Source organism: Aeromonas piscicola (genome assembly GCF_000820005.1).
In the GTDB taxonomy this organism is placed as follows: Bacteria; Pseudomonadota; Gammaproteobacteria; order Enterobacterales; family Aeromonadaceae; genus Aeromonas; species Aeromonas piscicola.
Genome location: NZ_CDBL01000034.1, coordinates 1 through 16,832, shown reverse-complemented (window position 1 = coordinate 16,832; position 16,832 = coordinate 1). Strand labels below are relative to the sequence as shown.

The 16,832-nt window shown below is 57.9% G+C and carries 13 protein-coding genes and 1 pseudogene; 6 read left to right on the top strand and 8 right to left on the bottom strand.

Annotated elements, in window-relative coordinates:
- Positions 1–155 precede the first annotated feature (155 nt).
- Positions 156–434 (top strand): hypothetical protein, encoded by a 279-nt coding sequence (locus BN1128_RS05930; RefSeq protein WP_042867022.1) that lies wholly within the window; start codon positions 156–158, stop codon positions 432–434.
- Positions 435–443: 9 nt separating this feature from the next.
- Here the strand turns inward: BN1128_RS05930 and BN1128_RS05925 are convergent, their stop codons facing one another.
- Positions 444–3,860 (bottom strand): response regulator, encoded by a 3,417-nt coding sequence (locus BN1128_RS05925; RefSeq protein WP_042867021.1) that lies wholly within the window; start codon positions 3,858–3,860, stop codon positions 444–446.
- Positions 3,861–3,983: 123 nt separating this feature from the next.
- Here BN1128_RS05925 and BN1128_RS05920 point away from each other — a divergent pair, with 123 nt between their 5' ends.
- Complete coding sequence (locus tag BN1128_RS05920) at positions 3,984–4,622, top strand: response regulator (RefSeq protein ID WP_042867020.1); 639 nt, start codon at positions 3,984–3,986, stop codon at positions 4,620–4,622.
- A gap of 27 nt (positions 4,623–4,649) precedes the next feature.
- Here the strand turns inward: BN1128_RS05920 and BN1128_RS05915 are convergent, their stop codons facing one another.
- The 4 genes from BN1128_RS05915 to BN1128_RS05900 form a co-directional block, all read right to left on the bottom strand.
- Entirely contained in the window at positions 4,650–5,855 is a 1,206-nt protein-coding gene (locus tag BN1128_RS05915; RefSeq protein ID WP_052445495.1) for a hypothetical protein, read from the bottom strand.
- Positions 5,856–5,877: 22 nt separating this feature from the next.
- On the bottom strand, positions 5,878–8,319 hold the full coding sequence (locus BN1128_RS05910; RefSeq protein ID WP_042867019.1) for a fimbrial biogenesis outer membrane usher protein: 2,442 nt from the start codon (positions 8,317–8,319) through the stop codon (positions 5,878–5,880).
- An 80-nt stretch (positions 8,320–8,399) separates the two neighbouring features.
- Positions 8,400–8,888, bottom strand: coding sequence for a CS1 type fimbrial major subunit (locus BN1128_RS05905; RefSeq protein WP_042867018.1), 489 nt, complete (start codon positions 8,886–8,888; stop codon positions 8,400–8,402).
- A gap of 30 nt (positions 8,889–8,918) precedes the next feature.
- Positions 8,919–9,641 carry a hypothetical protein gene (locus tag BN1128_RS05900; RefSeq protein ID WP_042867017.1) on the bottom strand — a complete coding sequence of 241 codons (723 nt, stop codon included), beginning with the start codon at positions 9,639–9,641 and terminating at the stop codon, positions 8,919–8,921.
- Between the two features lie 238 nt (positions 9,642–9,879).
- Between BN1128_RS05900 and BN1128_RS05895 the strand changes: the two genes are divergently transcribed.
- The 3 genes from BN1128_RS05895 to BN1128_RS05885 all read left to right on the top strand — a co-directional run bounded on the left by BN1128_RS05895 (position 9,880) and on the right by BN1128_RS05885 (position 12,467).
- On the top strand, positions 9,880–10,617 hold the full coding sequence (locus BN1128_RS05895) for an EAL domain-containing protein (RefSeq protein ID WP_042867016.1): 738 nt from the start codon (positions 9,880–9,882) through the stop codon (positions 10,615–10,617).
- A 238-nt stretch (positions 10,618–10,855) separates the two neighbouring features.
- Positions 10,856–12,217 (top strand): prephenate-dependent tRNA uridine(34) hydroxylase TrhP, encoded by a 1,362-nt coding sequence (gene trhP, locus BN1128_RS05890; RefSeq protein WP_005311829.1) that lies wholly within the window; start codon positions 10,856–10,858, stop codon positions 12,215–12,217.
- 1 nt (position 12,218) lies between these two features.
- Entirely contained in the window at positions 12,219–12,467 is a 249-nt protein-coding gene (locus BN1128_RS05885; protein WP_021140912.1) for a YfhL family 4Fe-4S dicluster ferredoxin, read from the top strand.
- A gap of 178 nt (positions 12,468–12,645) precedes the next feature.
- Here BN1128_RS05885 and alr read toward each other — a convergent pair whose 3' ends face one another.
- The 3 genes and pseudogenes from alr to dnaB all read right to left on the bottom strand — a co-directional run bounded on the left by alr (position 12,646) and on the right by dnaB (position 15,462).
- Positions 12,646–13,719, bottom strand: a complete 1,074-nt coding sequence (gene alr, locus BN1128_RS05880; RefSeq protein ID WP_042867015.1) for an alanine racemase — start codon at positions 13,717–13,719, stop codon at positions 12,646–12,648.
- A gap of 173 nt (positions 13,720–13,892) precedes the next feature.
- A pseudogene (locus BN1128_RS26560) lies at positions 13,893–14,039 on the bottom strand (replicative DNA helicase); the annotation flags it as partial.
- A gap of 28 nt (positions 14,040–14,067) precedes the next feature.
- Positions 14,068–15,462, bottom strand: coding sequence for a replicative DNA helicase (gene dnaB / locus BN1128_RS05875; RefSeq protein WP_042034999.1), 1,395 nt, complete (start codon positions 15,460–15,462; stop codon positions 14,068–14,070).
- Positions 15,463–15,904: 442 nt separating this feature from the next.
- Between dnaB and BN1128_RS05870 the strand changes: the two genes are divergently transcribed.
- Positions 15,905–16,759 (top strand): Tim44 domain-containing protein, encoded by an 855-nt coding sequence (locus BN1128_RS05870; RefSeq protein ID WP_042867014.1) that lies wholly within the window; start codon positions 15,905–15,907, stop codon positions 16,757–16,759.
- Positions 16,760–16,832: the final 73 nt, after the last annotated feature.

The window sequence follows — 16,832 nt, the reverse complement described above, 5'->3', positions numbered from 1 at the left end:
TCCTTCTCCCTCCACCATTCTTTAGAAGACCCGGCCTGGCGCCGGGTTTTTGCTTTGTAAAAATGACTCCATTTGACACTGTCAGATCTGACAATTGCATCAGCCACTCTTTTTGGAAACAGTAGTGCTCACACAGTTCGGAGTCATGGATCGCCATGTTTGAGATTTGGGATGAGACGGGACAAGCAAGCGGCTTGACGCTGCCACAGTTGCGGCAGCGGCTGGCCAGCTATCGAGGCGAGGTCATGGTGCGCTACACCAATCGCATCGGCTTGCCGACGACGCTGTTCCTGACCATCGATCAGGGGCTGGCCTACCAGCGTTTCAAGGCGCATAACCCCCTGCTCGACTGGGCCTGGCTGGCACAAGCCGTGCATGCGATCGACCCAGGCAGGGAACCAGTATTCTCCTATCTGGGCGCCGTCTCCCGCTGATATCCCCTCTCAAGATCGGGCAAGCAAGACGGTCAGCTCATCGACAATCTGCTGCAACAGGGCCCTGAAGTCGGCCAGCTCGGCTTCACACTGCCCGGCCCCCTCCCTGCGGATTTTCTCCTCCAGATGCCAGGCTCGCTGCGCCAGATCGCTCACCATCATCATGGAGATGGTGCCACCCTGCCGATGTACCCAGTTGGCCAGCTCATCGTCGTCGTCATGCACCAGCGCCAGGGATTGCTCCAGCTCCTGGCGAAACAGGGTCAACATCTGCTCAAGCGGCGCCCCTACCCCGAAAAAGCTTTGCAGTGACGCGAGATCGAGCAGCCTGGGAGCTGGCAACATATGCCACTTCGTCAGCATCTGGCGAAGTCCGTCCAGCAGCACTGGCTTGCCCAGCACATCGTTCATGCCCGCAGTCAGGCAGCGCAATGCCTGTTCCGGCATCACATTGGCCGTCATGGCGATGATGGGGAGCCGCGCCAGCCCCTTGGTAGCACGCACCTGGCGGGTAAAATCATAGCCATCCATCACCGGCATCTGGCAATCACACAGGATCAGGTCATAGCTATGCTCTGCCAGCATGGCAAGCGCCTGCTGACCATTCTCGGCCAGATCGCACACCAGATTCAGCTGCCTGAGCTGACGCTGCACCAGCACCTGGTTGATGCGATGATCCTCGACCACCAGCAAGCGACCAGGCAATGGGGCAATGGCTGGCTCGACCGCGAGATGATCGGGTAGCAGTTGCTCGCCCCAGCCAAGCTGGCGATAGCAGACCTCCCGCACCGCCTGCCAGGTCAGGGGATTGCTGTTGAGCCAGAACTGCCCTTCCCGCCACTGATACCCCAGGGCATTTCCCAGCGGCGCGATACAGATGCGGTTATCCGGTTGACTCGCGACATCACCAAAGACCAGATCGGCCGTCTGCGGGTCATCGCTTATCTGTACGCCCAACGACAGCAGGTGCAATCGCAAGGTATGACGCAACTTGCCATCGGCCAGCGCCATGAAGGCGTTCAAGCCGGCGAGCATGGGATCATGTTCACGCCGCTGTTCCAGCGGCAGCGTGACCGACAGCCCGATACAGGTTCCAAGCCCGAGGGCGCTTTCCAGCCTGAGCTCGCCCCCCATCAGCTCGGCCAGGGTATGGCTGATACTGAGACCCAGCCCGGTTCCGCCATAACTACGGGTAGTAGCGCCATCGGCCTGCTCAAAGGCGTTGAAGACACGGGCCTGCACCTCGGCGCTCATGCCGATGCCGGTATCCTGCACCCCGAGCAACAGCCGCTGCTCTTCGTCCGTTTGCCCCTCCACCCTGATCGACAGTTCGATGAAACCGCGCTCGGTGAACTTGATGGCATTGCTGGCCAGGTTGAACAGCACCTGCTTGAGCCGCAGCACATCGCCATGAAAGCGGGCGCCTACCTCATCATCGACACGCAGATAGATCTGCAAGCCCTTGCGCTGTACCTCGCTGCTGGTCATGGTCAGCACGCTGTCGATAAGCTCGCGCAGCAGAAAGCTGGTGGGTGCCAACCCCATCTTGCCCGCATCCAGCTTGGAGTAATCCAGCACGTTGCCGATCAGTTGCAGCAGCCCGTCGGCCCCCTGGTTGATGATGGCGACCATCTGCCGTTGCTCCGGATCGAGCGGCGTAAAACTTAGCTGCTCCGCCATGCCGACTATGCCATTCATGGGGGTACGGATTTCGTGGCTCATGGTGGCCAGAAATTCAGCCTTCTTGCTGGCCGCAAGCTCGGCGAGCTCCTTGGCCCGCGCCAGGGCGGCCTCCACCTGACGGCGGCGCAAAATCTCCTGGCGCAAGCGCCAATAAGCGATGGAGAGCGCGAGGATAAACAAGGTGATACCGGCACCGACGGGGATCAGGGTACGGATCAGCTTTTGCCACGGAATGCCTTCGCTGTAGTTCACTGCCAGCCAGGTATTGCGGATCTGCTGCCGCTCCTTGTCGCTCATGCTGGCCAGCACCCGATTGATCAGCGGCAACAAGGGGGTATAGGGTTCGCGCACCGCCACCGCCAGCTCATCCTTGAACGGAGTGGGCGCCACTATATGCAGGCAGTCATCGAAACGCTCATTGATAAGCCGTGATATCACGGCAAGATTGCCCATATAGGCATCCCCAGCCCCTGCGGCTACCATTGCCAGCCCCTCCTCCGGACCGGACACCACTGTGATCCGGATATGCGGGATACGCGCCTTCAGTCCTGCGGTCAGCATGCTGTCGGTCATGATCAGATGTTTGCCAGCCAGTTCGGCAAAGCCACCGATAGTGTTGCTGCCACGGGCCATGGCAATCACCACGGGAAAGGAGGTAATGGGCTGACTCAGCTGCCAACCCACCATCTGCTGACTGATGCGGGTAGGAATGATGGTCAGGTCCACCTCTTGATGCAGCAGCGCCTGCAGCAGCTCGGACCAGCTTTGATCAGCACGGTAGAGATAGGCCAGTCCCAGCTTGTCCTTGAACAGCGCAAGATAGTCACCGATAAGACCGGTCAGCTTGCCACTGCTGTCGGCGTAGGAAAAAGGTACCCAGCCAGGGATCAAACCCAGTGTCAGCGGCGGTAACCGGGAGAGCCATTCCCGCTCATCGGGCCGCAGCAAAAAAGCACTGTGGCCCAGAAAACTCAGGCTGTTGTCACCCAGCCAGCGCTGCTCCAGGGTGCTGCGCTGCTCCACCGTCAGCGCCTGAATGGCCGTATCAAAGCGGACCCCCAACCTGGACTTATGGTTGCTGATGCCCAGATAGAGGCTCTCCATCAGCAAAGGGGACTGGGCTACCACCGCCAGTTCGGGGTGCCGGGCAATAAATTCATTGGTGACATGCAGGTTGCCGATATAGGCGTCGGCCTGTTTGTCGAGCACCGCCTGCAAGGCCGCGCTGGAGTCCTGAAACAGAATGCGGGAGACATCGGGATAATGGATCCTGACCAGTTTTTCGGTCAGAAAACCGGCTTCGATGGCGATGCGAGATTGATTCAAGCCACTGACATCACGAAAGAAAGGGGAATCATGGCGCACCACGACCACGGTCGGTGACGAATAATAAGGGCGCGTGTATGAAATACATTCCCGCTCTTCAGAGCGGAAGGCATCCAGCAAAATATCGACCTCACCACGACAACTGGCAGCATATAGGCGAGTCCAGTCCGGGTAGACTTTCCACTCAATCTGGTAGTCAAGGTTTTTAGCCAAGATGCTTATCAGCTCGACACTGAAGCCGCTACCATTATGGCCATCCCACTGCTGAAATGGCCCCCAGCCACCCACCAATAACCCGACTCTAACTGTTGGTAATAAAACGGATTTTTTAGCAAAGAGTGGTTGACTGAATATGCTGATATTAAATACCAGCATAGCGATTATGTATCGGGATATAGTCACACGAGGACACCTCATCGTGCCAATCCTGAAAGAAATGACATCATATAAACGCTCGAAAAAATGCGGTGCGCAAAGTAGTATAGAAATGAGATGTTTGGTAGTTTAAATATTATTCGCTGTTTTATATGGGGCTCACCTATGTCTTTCAAGATCATTCTTGCCGACGACCATCCGCTCATACTGACCGGGATCCGCAGCCTTATTGCACACAATCAACCTGGTTGCGAGGTTGTTGCCGAGGCGCATCAAGTTTCCGAACTATTAAACACATTGCAGCAACATAGCTGCGATCTGTTGATCACCGATTTCAGCATGCCAGGAGATGAGCGCAGCGATGGACTGACCATGATCCAGCAATTGAAACGGGATTATCCCACCCTGCCTATTCTGGTGCTGACCCAGATCCACAATGCCGGTATCTTGCAGTCACTGCTCCAATTGGGGGTGAGCGGTGTCCTGCTCAAAAAAGCGGTGATCAGCGAATTGTCCGATGCCATTCGTCAGATATTATCCGGGCACAGCTATATCGGCAGTTCGGTGAAAACCCTGCTGGCTGAAGCGGGCCTGGACCACCAGACCGGCCTGGTGCAGCTCACCCCCAAGGAGAGTGAAGTGGTACGGCTCTTGGCCGGTGGCATGTCCGTCACTCAGGTGGCCGAGTACCTGCACCGCAGCGTCAAGACCATCAGCACCCAGAAAAAGAGCGCTATGCTGCGGCTCGGCCTGCAAAGCGATAGCGCCTTGTTTCACTATGCCAAAGAGCAAGGGCTTGCCTAAACCTTGACTAGGATGAACCGCCGGGCTTTAAATCGCTGCATCATAAATAAGGGTCACATTGCCTTTATAAGTGCTCCCCGGATGTTCCATCATCAAGGTCAAGGCTGGTTTCTGCACTTTAAAGATGATGCTGCGCTCTTCATTTATGTAATATGGGCCTCGTACACTTGCTGTAAATAGCTTCTTGACGCCATGTTTCAAAGGATGTTCTTCTTTGGATTTATTCACATAAATCACCTCAAGTCTGACTTGCATCCCGAGTCTTTCATTATTCAGCATACAGACTTCACCATAGGCATACTGGCAGTTCAGCCAGACATTATAATCCGAACTTACCGATAACCGATACGGCAATTCTGCAATCAAATAGGGAGGCTGATTTGATTTACCACGATAAATCCAGTCATGCCATCCACCAGGTGGTTGTAATACAACTTTATCGCTGCCAGGGGGAAACTCCATTTTTATTTGATGCTGAACTTTAAGAGAAAAATTGACTATCAATGTAGAGTCAGAATAAGTACCATTACCAAAATCAAGATCCTGATTAGCGCCCACGGTTAATGTCAGCGACCCTTTGTAGGTGCCATTTTGCATTTTCAATGGATCGGGCGGAACCAGTCTGTAACCAATATAAAATCTTCGCATATAAGTTTCCGCCGAAACGAAACCTTTCTTAAAGTCGTTGTTGTAACATATGCCACCCGTCATTTGGCTGGCTTTATTTATATCAAAGAAATACTCCAACCAATAAGATGAAGCCCATGACTGCAATCTGAATTTGCAATCACCACTTACAGTGTATAGCCATTGATTACCCGTCGAACTAGCAGCCTCAAGAATATTGTTGTTATGGCTTCCACCAATATTGGTCAATATAAATGACAATGTTTTTCTGTCACCATGCTCATTGACAAGCTCAACCGTTTTCTTTCCAGTGAATTTCTGATAGGTAATGGCATCACGTAAATTATTATTATTCTTAACTGTTCTGTGTATCGTGGTTTTGATGACAACAGCCTGCTCCTTATCCAAGGATGCAGTTCCCTTGCACCAGAAATCCCCTGTCATATCGGTATCAATAGAACATGGTGTTGTATTGATAAACTTACCGTATTCAACCTCATAAGTCGCGGGCTTATATTCTCCGGTCACATCAATAGATGCGGCCTGCACGGGCAACCCAAACAGCACGACCAGCCACAAACCATAATGCATCACACCGGTTCTCATTATCTCTTCCTGCTTTAAGAACTTATTGACTGGCCCAGGCCTGGGCACTGCAGACCAGATCGCCCAGTAACAACACGGCCTGCTGGCGCTCGGCTCGGGCCGTGTCCAGCGCCAGATCGCACTGCTGCGCCCCCTGATACTCAACCTGCAAGCTGGGATTACGCTCGCTCATCTCCACCGCAAAGAAGCCATCGGCCTCGCTGACGGTGCGGCCCGCGTGGTTGACCACCATGGCCCCCTTCAATGGCGCCCCCTGTCCATCCAGCAGGCGGCCTATCACTGTCACCGTCTTCATCACCCGAACCTGGTGATAGGCCACCCCACCCTTGTTGAGGTGATAAGGCAGCATGTTGGGGCGAATGCTCACCGAAGGCGCATCGTGCTCTGCCAGATCCAGCTGCACGGCGCCACTGCGATAGGCGGTGACGGGTATCAGGTTGCGACCAGGCCGCAGCCTGATATTACCGCCCTGATCGTCATCGGCGCGCAGAGTCAGCTCGGGCATGTCGGACTCCAGGTCCACTATCATGCCCGCCTCGTACCCTTGGGATTGACCTGTCATGGTCAGGCTGCCCTCATCACCAAACGCCAGGGTACTGTCGAGGTTGAGCCCCCCGCTCAGGGCACGGTTATAGGAAGACGACTGCAGGTGAGCATCGCCGCTGACCAACTCCCCCTGAAACCTGGCGTAGCCTGCCGTGCCGACACCGTAACTGTCGGTGGTCAGGTTGGCTCCCACGCTCTGCAGGGCGCCCCACTCCAGCTGTTGCTGGTACCCGAGGGAGGCGTTGCGCTCCTGCCCGCCGGAGCGGGAGGTTCGGCTGCCGATACCGATGGCCAGCAGGCTGCGCTCTCCCCCCAGGTTCATGCTCAGGGAGAGCATGCCGCCCCGGTCCCTCGCATGATCGGTACTGATGCTGCCCGGGCGGTCGAACACCGTCAGGTTCCAGCTCACCGTCTGACCGAGCAGATCGCCGTTGTAACGCCAGCCCAGATCGGCCCCCAGCCCCCGCCCCACTTGGTGTGCCAGATAGAGGTTGGCGGAGTGGCGCTCATCGAGCCGCTGCTGCAACGACAGGTTGCTCTGCTTGAGGTCGCGGCTCTCCTCCCCGACTTGCCCCTGCTGGCGCTGCTGCTGATGGCTCAGCACCAGGCTGCCTTCGCCATAGTGGTACAAAGCCTGCAGATCGAAGCCACTGCCCAGCGCCTGTGTCGCCATCAGGTTGCCAAACAACCGCCACTGGTTATCCAAGCCCCAGTCGGCCGAGAGACCGTGCTGCCAGCGCTGGTCGATATACTGGCTGGAGGCCCCGACGATCACCGAAGGGGTGAGCAGATGGTTGAGCATGACGCCGCTGCTCAGAGGCCGGGCTGTGTCCTCTTCCCAGTTGCTGAACAAGCGAGTCTGCTGACCCACAAACAGATTGAAGCGCCAGTTTTCATCCGGGTTTTGCCAGTTCATCGGCTTGTAGATCATCTCTCTGCGCCGCTCGGTCACCTGACCATCTTCCAGCACACGCAGCTCCACCTCGTAGATACCGGCAGGCAGTACTTTGGTATCCAGCGCCTGCAAACCCGAGATCACCTGCTGCGAGTTGATGAGCTGCCCATCCCGATAGATCTCGACCATGCCGGGTCGGCTCGGGGTGACATAGACAGGCGTGGTACTGGCCTGGCCCTGCTCTATCAGCAGGGTGTCAGAGTCACCCAGCATGACCCCCAGCACAGTCGGGGTTCCACCGCCAAACAGGGTGGGTTGACGCACCAGCCCCTGGGCATAGGGCGAGAAGTAGCCCAACCGGTAGAAGTGCCCCGTTCCTTCGTGCTCGGCATAAAGTTGCTGCACATGGTGCTGCGCCGCCTGCCCGCTGCCGGACTGGCTCACTTCCCCCTCCAGCAGCGGGGTCCACTGGCCTATACTGCCCTGCGCCATCAAGTTGTAACGGCCACTGCGCTGATCCCCTTCCCCCTGGGTCAGGTTCAACTGGTGACGCAACAGGGCGCCATAGCTGCCCCCGCTGGGCAGGCTGTGATAACGGGTCAGCGGCTGCCCCTTCTCGGCACCGGCCGTCAGCACCGACAACTGGGAGTTCTCCAGGCTGTACTCCAGCGCCAACACCTCGTCGGCGCACAGATTCTGACATGGGCCCAGTCGATGGGATACTGCCAGCACCTTGCTCCAGCGCTGGCGCGTGCGCTCGTCCAGCTCACTCTCGTGGCTGCTGGTCAGGGCCAGCAGTTGTACGCTGGTATCTTTGCCCAGCACTATCTCGCCTTCCCCCAACAGCTGCCCATCCACCAGGATACGCACCGCCAACGGGACGCCGAAGAAGTGATCGGCAAAGCCATCAGGCAAATCTTCTGCTTGTTGCAGCAGATCAAGGGGTTGTGCAGTGCGCCCTCCCGTGGCCCAGGCAGGTACGCACAACACAACCAGGAGCAACAGGAAAGAGAAATATGGCACGACCTATCCCTCTCTTATAAGCGCAGACAAAAAGGCTCCCCCGATACAGGGAGCCGATTGTGACAGCTGTCATTTATTTACTAAGGTTTGGTTGGTGCTTCCGATTCAAATATCATGTTCACCACCCCCTGGTAGTTGCCTGGCTTGTAGCCGGCGACCGGGGCATCCGCCGGGATCACTTCCAGCCCCAGCAGCTTGCCGGTCTTGGCATCATCGGTCTTCATTACTTCAGCCGAGGTGGTACCCAAGGTAACGCCACCAATCTTGACGGTCAGAGCGATGTTGTCATTGCCACTGGCCATCACGGCCGGGTTGGTCAGGTAACCTTTAATAGCGCCTATGGTGCTCTTGGCGTCCAGCTGCTTGCTGAGCGTGTCCAGCTTCTTGGTATAAGGGTTGTAAGCCAGCTTCTGCGGCGTACTCATCCAGTTGTCCCCGCCGGTCGGCTGCACATAGAAAGCCTCGGTCGGGATCTGGGCGGTCACAGTGACCTGATGCTCAATACGTTCGGCAGCCATCAGATTGGCCGACACCAGCATTGCCAGAGGCGCAGCTATCCATACTTTCATCACTCTCTCCTCTCTCGGATATAAGAAACATCAGTGACCAATCACCATGTTTCTGCTCTTGTCACCCTCAATCAGTTCAAACCGATAGAGGTGATCGCTCCTTTTCATCAGTTGCTTCTGCATGTTTGGCAACAGATGGATTTTGCTTGGGGTGGAACAGTTTTTCTTCCGCCCATCACACTCTTCAAAAAAATCCAGCACTATGGTTGCATTGCCTTTATTCACGACAGTCGTCATGGTGTCTGTCTTTATCAATCGGGTATCAAAGCGACTCTCTTTTGGCATCACGAAAATAATGGCACCAAAACCGGTCAATATATTCACCCCGGCCGAGACTTGCTGTTGATTCTCCGGAACCGTATTGGCATCCAGATCGAACCCATCCTCCTGTTTTGGCAACACAGGAATAAAACGGACCCTGAAATAGCGCTCCTTGTCCCGCTCTCCCATAAACAGCAGCCGGGTCGCCTGCACCCCGTTGGCCGGAATAATCATGCGGGACGGGCTGGCAATCAGCGCCCGGCGCCCCTCGGTCAGCTCCGCCGACTCCTGCGGCTGGCCCGCCACGTCGTAGGTGATCTCGTGAATGGCAACCTTGACGAAGGCGGTCGCATCACCCTGATTACGAATGCGTTTCAAATAAGTGCTCTGCTGGCCAGACATATAGTCATAAAGCGTGCCTATGCTGATTTCAGCCGATGCCACCGCGTTGCCGCTGAATATCAGCGACAAGATAAAATATATTTTCTTCATGACGATTCCAGACTGGTTTTTACATGCAGTGGTTTGTCTTATCAAGATGGTTGATTAGCAAAAGACGAACTGGCTGCATATCACTGGAGCCAGTCTATTTAGAACCAGGGGGAAAGTTAATCAGAATAGTCCTATATTGACTTGGCAAATTCAGCCGTATTATCAGAGCATTCCTACAGAGCATTCCCCCACCCCTCCTGTATTATGCGCAGCCATATCCGTCTATCAGGTGAGTGCCATGTTTGCGTTCAAAGAAGAGTATCCGATGAGTGACATGGCAACCGTGGCGGTGGCCGAGGTGGCCGTGCCCTTTTACCAGCCGATCATAGGCCGCGACCGTCAGGTCAAAGGCTATGAGGTACTGGCACGGCGCTGGGATCCGGCGCAGCAGAGTTATCAGGGCATCGACTTTCTCTCCCTCAGCCAGGATGAATCCCTGCATGTGGATATCGTCATGCTCAGGGCCATCATGCGCGATCTGCCTACCCTGGCGAAGGGCGGACCCTATGCCCTCTCCATCAACCTCAACCCCATGCTGTGCAGCAAGACCTATCAGAATCTCTTGCTGCTGGTGCTACTCCAGGCTAGCAAGGCAGGGATCGAGATCTGGTTCGAGGTGCTGGAGCACGCCCCGCTGCACAGCAAGCACAGGGCGCTGATCGAGGTGCTGCGCGCTCATGGCGCCCACATCGCCTGCGATGACTTCGGCACCCAGGAGTGCAACTTCCAGCGGATGATGGCGCTGCCCTACGAGATCATCAAGCTGGATCGCTCCCTGCTGCTGCAGGCGGCACGCACGCCCCACGCCTTCAAGATGCTGACCGGTCTGGTGGAATACCTGCAGCGGCTCGGCATGAAGGTGGTGTGTGAAGGGGTCGAGACCCTGCAACATATCGAGATAGCCAACCGGCTCGGTTGCGACTACCAGCAGGGCTACGCCTACGCCATGCCCTCCCCCCTCTCCCGCTGGGCCTGATCGGACCGGACATTCATCGCGGCTCGCGCCGGCAACCATTGCCTGCCAAATTGCATGATGGCGTGGGGGCGAGTACAATCTCGCACCCCGTATATCAGGTGCATCCCCTGTGATCCTGCATAATGATGTACGCCATCGGGTAGTTGTGGCGCGAGCGCCGTCTCGCACCACGGCTCAACCAATCCGGCGCCATCAGGTGGCGCCGTCCTGATTTGCAATCAGATACTAAGAGTCCAACATGTTCAGACCAGAATTGCTCTCCCCCGCCGGGACCCTCAAGAATATGCGTTACGCCTATGCCTATGGCGCCGACGCTGTCTATGCGGGCCAGCCGCGTTACAGCCTGCGGGTACGCAACAACGAATTCGATCACGAAAATCTGCAGCTCGGCATCAACGAGGCCCACGCGCTGGGCAAGCAGTTCTATGTGGTAGCCAACATCCAGCCCCACAACTCCAAGCTCAAGACCTTCATCCGCGACATGCGCCCCGTGGTCGAGATGAAGCCGGATGCGCTGATCATGTCAGACCCGGGTCTCATCATGATGATGCGCGAAGCCTTCCCGGACATGCCCATTCACCTCTCGGTACAGGCCAACGCGGTCAACTGGGCGACGGTGAAGTTCTGGCATCAGATGGGCCTGACCCGCGCCATCCTCTCCCGCGAACTGTCGCTCGACGAGATCGAAGAGATCCGCATGCAGGTGCCGGAGATGGAGCTGGAAGTCTTCGTCCACGGTGCCCTCTGCATGGCCTACTCAGGCCGCTGTCTGCTGTCCGGTTACATCAACAAACGCGACCCCAACCAGGGCACCTGCACCAACTCCTGCCGCTGGGAGTACAAGGTGCACGAGGGCAAGGAAGATGACGTGGGCCAGATAGTCCACCGCCAGGAGCCCATCGCAGTGCGCCCGGACAACACCCTGGGGCTCGGCAAGCCAAGCGATGCGCTGGTGCTGCTGGAAGAGTCCAACCGTCCCGGTGAATACATGACGGCGTTCGAGGACGAGCACGGCACCTACATCATGAATTCCAAGGATCTGCGCGCCGTCGAGCACGTCGAGCGCCTGACCAAGATGGGCGTGCATTCGCTGAAAATTGAAGGCCGCACCAAATCCTTCTACTACTGCGCCCGCACCGCCCAGGTCTATCGCAAGGCCATTGACGACGCAGTCGCCGGTCGTCCGTTCGATCCGACCCTGATGGGCACCCTCGAAAATCTGGCGCACCGTGGCTACACCGAGGGTTTCCTGCGCCGTCACAACCACAGCGAGTACCAGAACTACGACTACGGCTACTCGGTCTCCGACACCCAGCAGTTCGTCGGCGAGATCACTGGTCGCCAGGGCGACATGGTGGAAGTGGAAGTGAAGAACAAGTTCCTGGTGGGCAACAGCCTGGAGCTGATGACGCCGCAGGGCAACGTCAGCTTCAATCTGGAGCAGATGCAGAACCGCAAGGGCGAGCTTATCGACACGGCGCCGGGCAACGGCCACGTGGTCTATGTGCCTGTTCCCAAAGAGATCGACATCAACTACGGCATACTGCTGCGCAACCTCGGCGATCGCCAGGACACCCGTCAGCCGCACTCGGCGGCCTGATATGTCCCTGCTCATCACCGACAAGTGCATCAACTGCGACATGTGTGATCCCGAGTGTCCGAACCAGGCCATCAGCCTGGGTGAGGAGATCTACGAGATAGATCCCAGTCGCTGCACCGAGTGCGTCGGTCACTATGAGAAGCCGACCTGCATCAGCGTCTGCCCCATCGATTGCATCATCTGGGATCCCGCCCATGTGGAGACCGAGGAGCAGCTGCTGGAGAAGTTTGTGCGGATGCACCGGCAGTAGCATCAGCGTCTGCGGCTCATAGACTGCATCATCCGGGATCCCGCCCACGTGGAAACCGAAGATCAGTTGCTGGAGAAGTTTGTCAGGATGCACCGACAATAAACGGTCGGCAGGTCGCAACAACGTCATAGAAAAAGCCCCGCATGCGGGGCTTTTTGACGTTTGGTGCTGGCCGTGCCTAGACGTATTCCATAAAGACCCGGGAGGTAAGCTTGGTGATGAGCTCGTAGGGGATTGTGCCAATCTCGTCGGCGACCCGCTCCACCGGCAGCCCCTCACCCCAGAGCACGGCTTCGTCGCCGGCCTTGTCGGTGGCGCCCGGCCCCAGATCCACAGTGGTCATGTCCATGGAGACACGACCCACCAAGGGCACTATGCGGCCATTGACCAGCACGGACGTGCCGTTGGGCGCCATGCGTGGGTAGCCATCACCGTAACCTATGGCGATGACGCCGAGCCGGGTATCCCGGTCCGACACCCAGTTGGCGCCATAGCCCACAGGTTCACCCGCCTTGTGATCCCGCACCGCGATCAGCTGGGTCTTGAGGGTCATCACGGGTTGCAGGTCGTAATCCGCCGCCACCGTATTGGGGAAGGGGGATACTCCGTACAGGATGACGCCGGGGCGCACCCAGTCGCAGTGGGAATCGGGCCAGGCCAGGATCCCCGCCGAGTTCGCCATGGCCCGCTCGCCCAGGAGCGGCGCCGTGAGGCGACTGAACAAGTCGATCTGCTCGCGGGTGGTAGATTGTTCGAGTTCATCGGAGCGACTGAAGTGGGTCATGATGTTGAACGGTTGCACCACGTTCTTGCACCTGGCCAGACGCGCGATAAAGGCGGGCATCTCGTCGCTGCGCACCCCGAGCCGGTGCATGCCGGTGTCGAGCTTGAGCCAGGCCACCACGGGAGCCGGCAGTTCGGCCTGCTCCAGCGCTTCGAGCTGCTCCCAGGTGTGCACCGCAGTTTGCAAATTATTGGCCGCCAGCACCGGCAGATCAGCGCTCGAGAAGAAACCCTCCAGCAGCACGATCGGTTTGACCACGGCGCAGGAGCGCAACATCAGCGCCTCTTCGATGCGGGCCACTGCATAGGCGTCGGCATCCACCAGGGTGCGGGCGACCGGCAGCAGGCCATGGCCATAGGCGTTGGCCTTGACCACGGCGATGATCTTGCAATCGGGGGCGTGCCGTTTGACCACGGCGAGGTTGTGGCGCAGGGCCGCTGTATTGATTTGGGCAATTGCCGCTTTCATCTGTTTTCCCTTACGAGGGCATGATGGCGCGTGAATGCGCCAGGCACCGTGTGGTGTCAGCCCTTAATTGTCATCGTCTAAGGCCGGACCGGCATAATTGTCGAACCGGGAAAACTGTGTCTTGGATCTGGGGGGACCTAGGCACCGATATGGGTGCGCAGACCGACCCCTACTTAGTAATCATCATCAAACGCCGGGCCGGCATAGTTGTCGAACCGCGAGAACTGCCCCTGGAAGGTAAGGCGCACGCGGCCCTATTGGCACCGTTACGCGGTTGACCGATGAGAACTCGGCTACCTTTCAGGGCTTTCGTGGTGGTATCTAATCCGCCATCACCACGGGTTTTCATCAATAGTCGTCATCAAACGCCGGGCCGGCATAGTTGTCGAACCGGGAGAACTGCCCCTGGAAGGTGAGGCGCACGCGGCCTATAGGGCCGTTACGCTGCTTGCCGATGATGATCTCGGCAATCCCCTTGTCGGGACTGTCATCGTGATACACCTCATCACGGTAGATAAACATGATCAAATCCGCGTCCTGCTCGATGGAGCCGGATTCCCGCAGATCCGAGTTGACCGGGCGCTTGTCCGCACGCTGTTCCAGGCTCCGGTTGAGCTGGGACAGCGCGACCACGGGGCACTGCAACTCTTTTGCCAGCGCCTTGAGGGAGCGGGAGATTTCACCTATCTCCAGGGTCCGGTTGTCGGAGAGCGCGGGCACCCGCATCAGCTGCAGGTAGTCGATCATGATCATGGAGAGGCCGCCGTGCTCACGGGCGATGCGGCGCGCGCGGGAACGCACGTCGGTCGGGGTGAGGCCGGAGGCGTCATCTATGTACATTTTGCCCTTCTCGAGCAGCAGCCCCATGGTGGAGGAGAGGCGCGCCCAATCTTCGTCGTCGAGCTGACCGGTCCGCACCTTGGTCTGGTCGATGCGCCCGACCGAGGCGAGCATACGCATGATGATCTGCTCGGAGGGCATCTCCAGCGAGAAGATGAGTACCGGTTTCTCGGCGGTGAGCGCCGCGTGCTCACACAGGTTCATGGCAAAGGTGGTCTTGCCCATGGAGGGGCGGGCCGCCACGATAATCAGATCCGAGCGCTGCAGACCGGCGGTCATCTTGTCGAGATCCCCATAACCACTGGAAACCCCGGTGACCCCGTTGTGGGGGGTCTTGAACAGCTCTTCAATCTTGTCGACCGTCTGCTCGAGGATCAGCTTGAGGGGCTGCGGCCCCTCGTTGGCGCTGGTGCGCTGCTCGGCGATCTGGAACACCTTGCTCTCGGCCAGATCGAGCAGATCGCCCGAGGTGCGTCCCTGCGGCTCGTAGCCTGCTTCGACTATCTCGTTGGCGACCGAGATCATCTCCCGCACCACCGCCCGCTCACGCACGATCTCGGCGTAGGCATTGATGTTGGCGGCACTCGGGGTGTTCTTGGCGATCTCCACCAGATAGGCGAAGCCACCGGACTCTTCCAGTTGCTCGGAACGTTCCAGCTCCTCCTGCAGCGTGATGAGATCGATGGGGTTGCCCACATTGGAGAGGCGGGTCATGGCCTGGAAGATAAGCCGGTGAGGACGGCTGTAGAAATCCTTGTCGATCACCCGTTCGGCGACCCGATCCCAGGCGTCGTTATCCAGCATCAGGCCGCCCAGTACGGACTGTTCGGCCTCAAAAGAGTGGGGAGGGACTTTCAGCTGTTGTGTCTTGGCGTCTTTTTTCGCCGTCACTTGCTCTGCCATACACATAAAAACCGCAGCGGGAAGGGGACGGGAATTTTACAAAAGAAACCCCGCCATCGCGAGTGCTAATGCACGCTATTCACTTCTGTCTGGTGCAACCCTCCTCCTGATGGTGGCTGGCACCGCTTGCCGATGAACTGTGCCAGGGGATCACCCCGGCTTCATACCATGAGGAAGGGCCAGACCAGGGTCTGGTCATGGGGCTTGGCTCTCGCCTTGTTGCGCAGCTTGCGCTCCTTGCGGCTCGGTCGTCGACTTTTCATTGCGCTGCTCCTCTGATGCCCCCGATCGGGACAATCTGTTCATGAATAATTCATGCCAACCATGTTAATCATAGTCGCAAGCTGCAATACAACGAGGGACAGGCAGCCTGCCATGCGCCTCGCTGAGCTTGCCAAAGCAGAGCATGCCCCACCCACTGATGAGAGTGAAAAGAGTCAAAATGAAAAAGATGCTGACCCTGTTTGCCGTGATCCTGGCCATTGGCCTGGGGGCACCCATTGCCGAGGCCAAGAAGTTTGGCGGCGGTAAATCCTTTGGCAAGAGCTACAAGACGGCTCCGGCCCAACCGGCGGCCAAGCCCGTCGACACCAAGAACCCGGCGGTCGGGGCTCAGGCCGCACCGAAGAAGGGTGGCATGATGGGCGGTCTGCTCGGCGGCCTGCTGGCCGGTGGCCTGTTCGCCTACCTGCTGGGTAGCGGTGCCTTCGAAGGCCTGCAAGGCATGGACATGCTGCTGATCGCCGCTCTGGCGCTGGGCGCCGTCTTCCTGTTCCGCGCCATGCGCAGGAGCAAGGCGGCCTCGCCCCAGCCACAGGCAGCCTACGCCGGCTATCAGCCGCCATCGGCCGCCCCCCAGCAGTTCGAGCAGAGCAACAGTGCGCCGCAAGCGACCGGCTTTGCCGACAGCGACGTGCCCTTCCGTCTGCCGCCAGGTTTTGACATGAACGGTTTCCTGTCAGGTGCCCGTGATCACTACCGCACCCTGCAAGAATCCTGGAATAAAAACGATCTGGAAAAGGTACGCGAGTACGTGAGCCCTGAGCTGTTCGAGCAGCTCAAAGCCGAACGTGCCGAGCTGACCGGTGAGCAGCATACCGAAGTGATGTATGTGGATACCCAGCTGGTGCGTGCCGACTACGGCAGCGACTGGGCCCAGGTCAGCGTGCGCTTCAGCGGCCGCTACATGGATCGCCAGGAGCAGGTCGAGGAGGACATCAAGGAGGTGTGGCACCTCGAACGTAACCTGGCCAAGGACAATGCGCCCTGGCACATAGTCGGCATCGAGCAGCTGTAAGCACTCCCTTGTCTGCGATGACAACAGAGGCGGCCCTGGGCCGCCTCTGTTATTTTTGAGTCCCCCTTTCCCC

Coding starts and splice junctions, on each gene's coding strand:
- BN1128_RS05885 (WP_021140912.1), top strand. CDS start 12,219: ATGTCCCTGCTCATCACCGACAAGTGCATCAACTGCGACATGTGTGAT.
- dnaB (WP_042034999.1), bottom strand. CDS start 15,462: ATGGCAGAGCAAGTGACGGCGAAAAAAGACGCCAAGACACAACAGCTG.
- BN1128_RS05900 (WP_042867017.1), bottom strand. CDS start 9,641: ATGAAGAAAATATATTTTATCTTGTCGCTGATATTCAGCGGCAACGCG.
- trhP (WP_005311829.1), top strand. CDS start 10,856: ATGTTCAGACCAGAATTGCTCTCCCCCGCCGGGACCCTCAAGAATATG.
- BN1128_RS05920 (WP_042867020.1), top strand. CDS start 3,984: ATGTCTTTCAAGATCATTCTTGCCGACGACCATCCGCTCATACTGACC.
- BN1128_RS05925 (WP_042867021.1), bottom strand. CDS start 3,860: ATGAGGTGTCCTCGTGTGACTATATCCCGATACATAATCGCTATGCTG.
- BN1128_RS05930 (WP_042867022.1), top strand. CDS start 156: ATGTTTGAGATTTGGGATGAGACGGGACAAGCAAGCGGCTTGACGCTG.
- BN1128_RS05895 (WP_042867016.1), top strand. CDS start 9,880: ATGTTTGCGTTCAAAGAAGAGTATCCGATGAGTGACATGGCAACCGTG.
- BN1128_RS05905 (WP_042867018.1), bottom strand. CDS start 8,888: ATGAAAGTATGGATAGCTGCGCCTCTGGCAATGCTGGTGTCGGCCAAT.
- BN1128_RS05870 (WP_042867014.1), top strand. CDS start 15,905: ATGAAAAAGATGCTGACCCTGTTTGCCGTGATCCTGGCCATTGGCCTG.
- BN1128_RS05915 (WP_052445495.1), bottom strand. CDS start 5,855: ATGAGAACCGGTGTGATGCATTATGGTTTGTGGCTGGTCGTGCTGTTT.
- alr (WP_042867015.1), bottom strand. CDS start 13,719: ATGAAAGCGGCAATTGCCCAAATCAATACAGCGGCCCTGCGCCACAAC.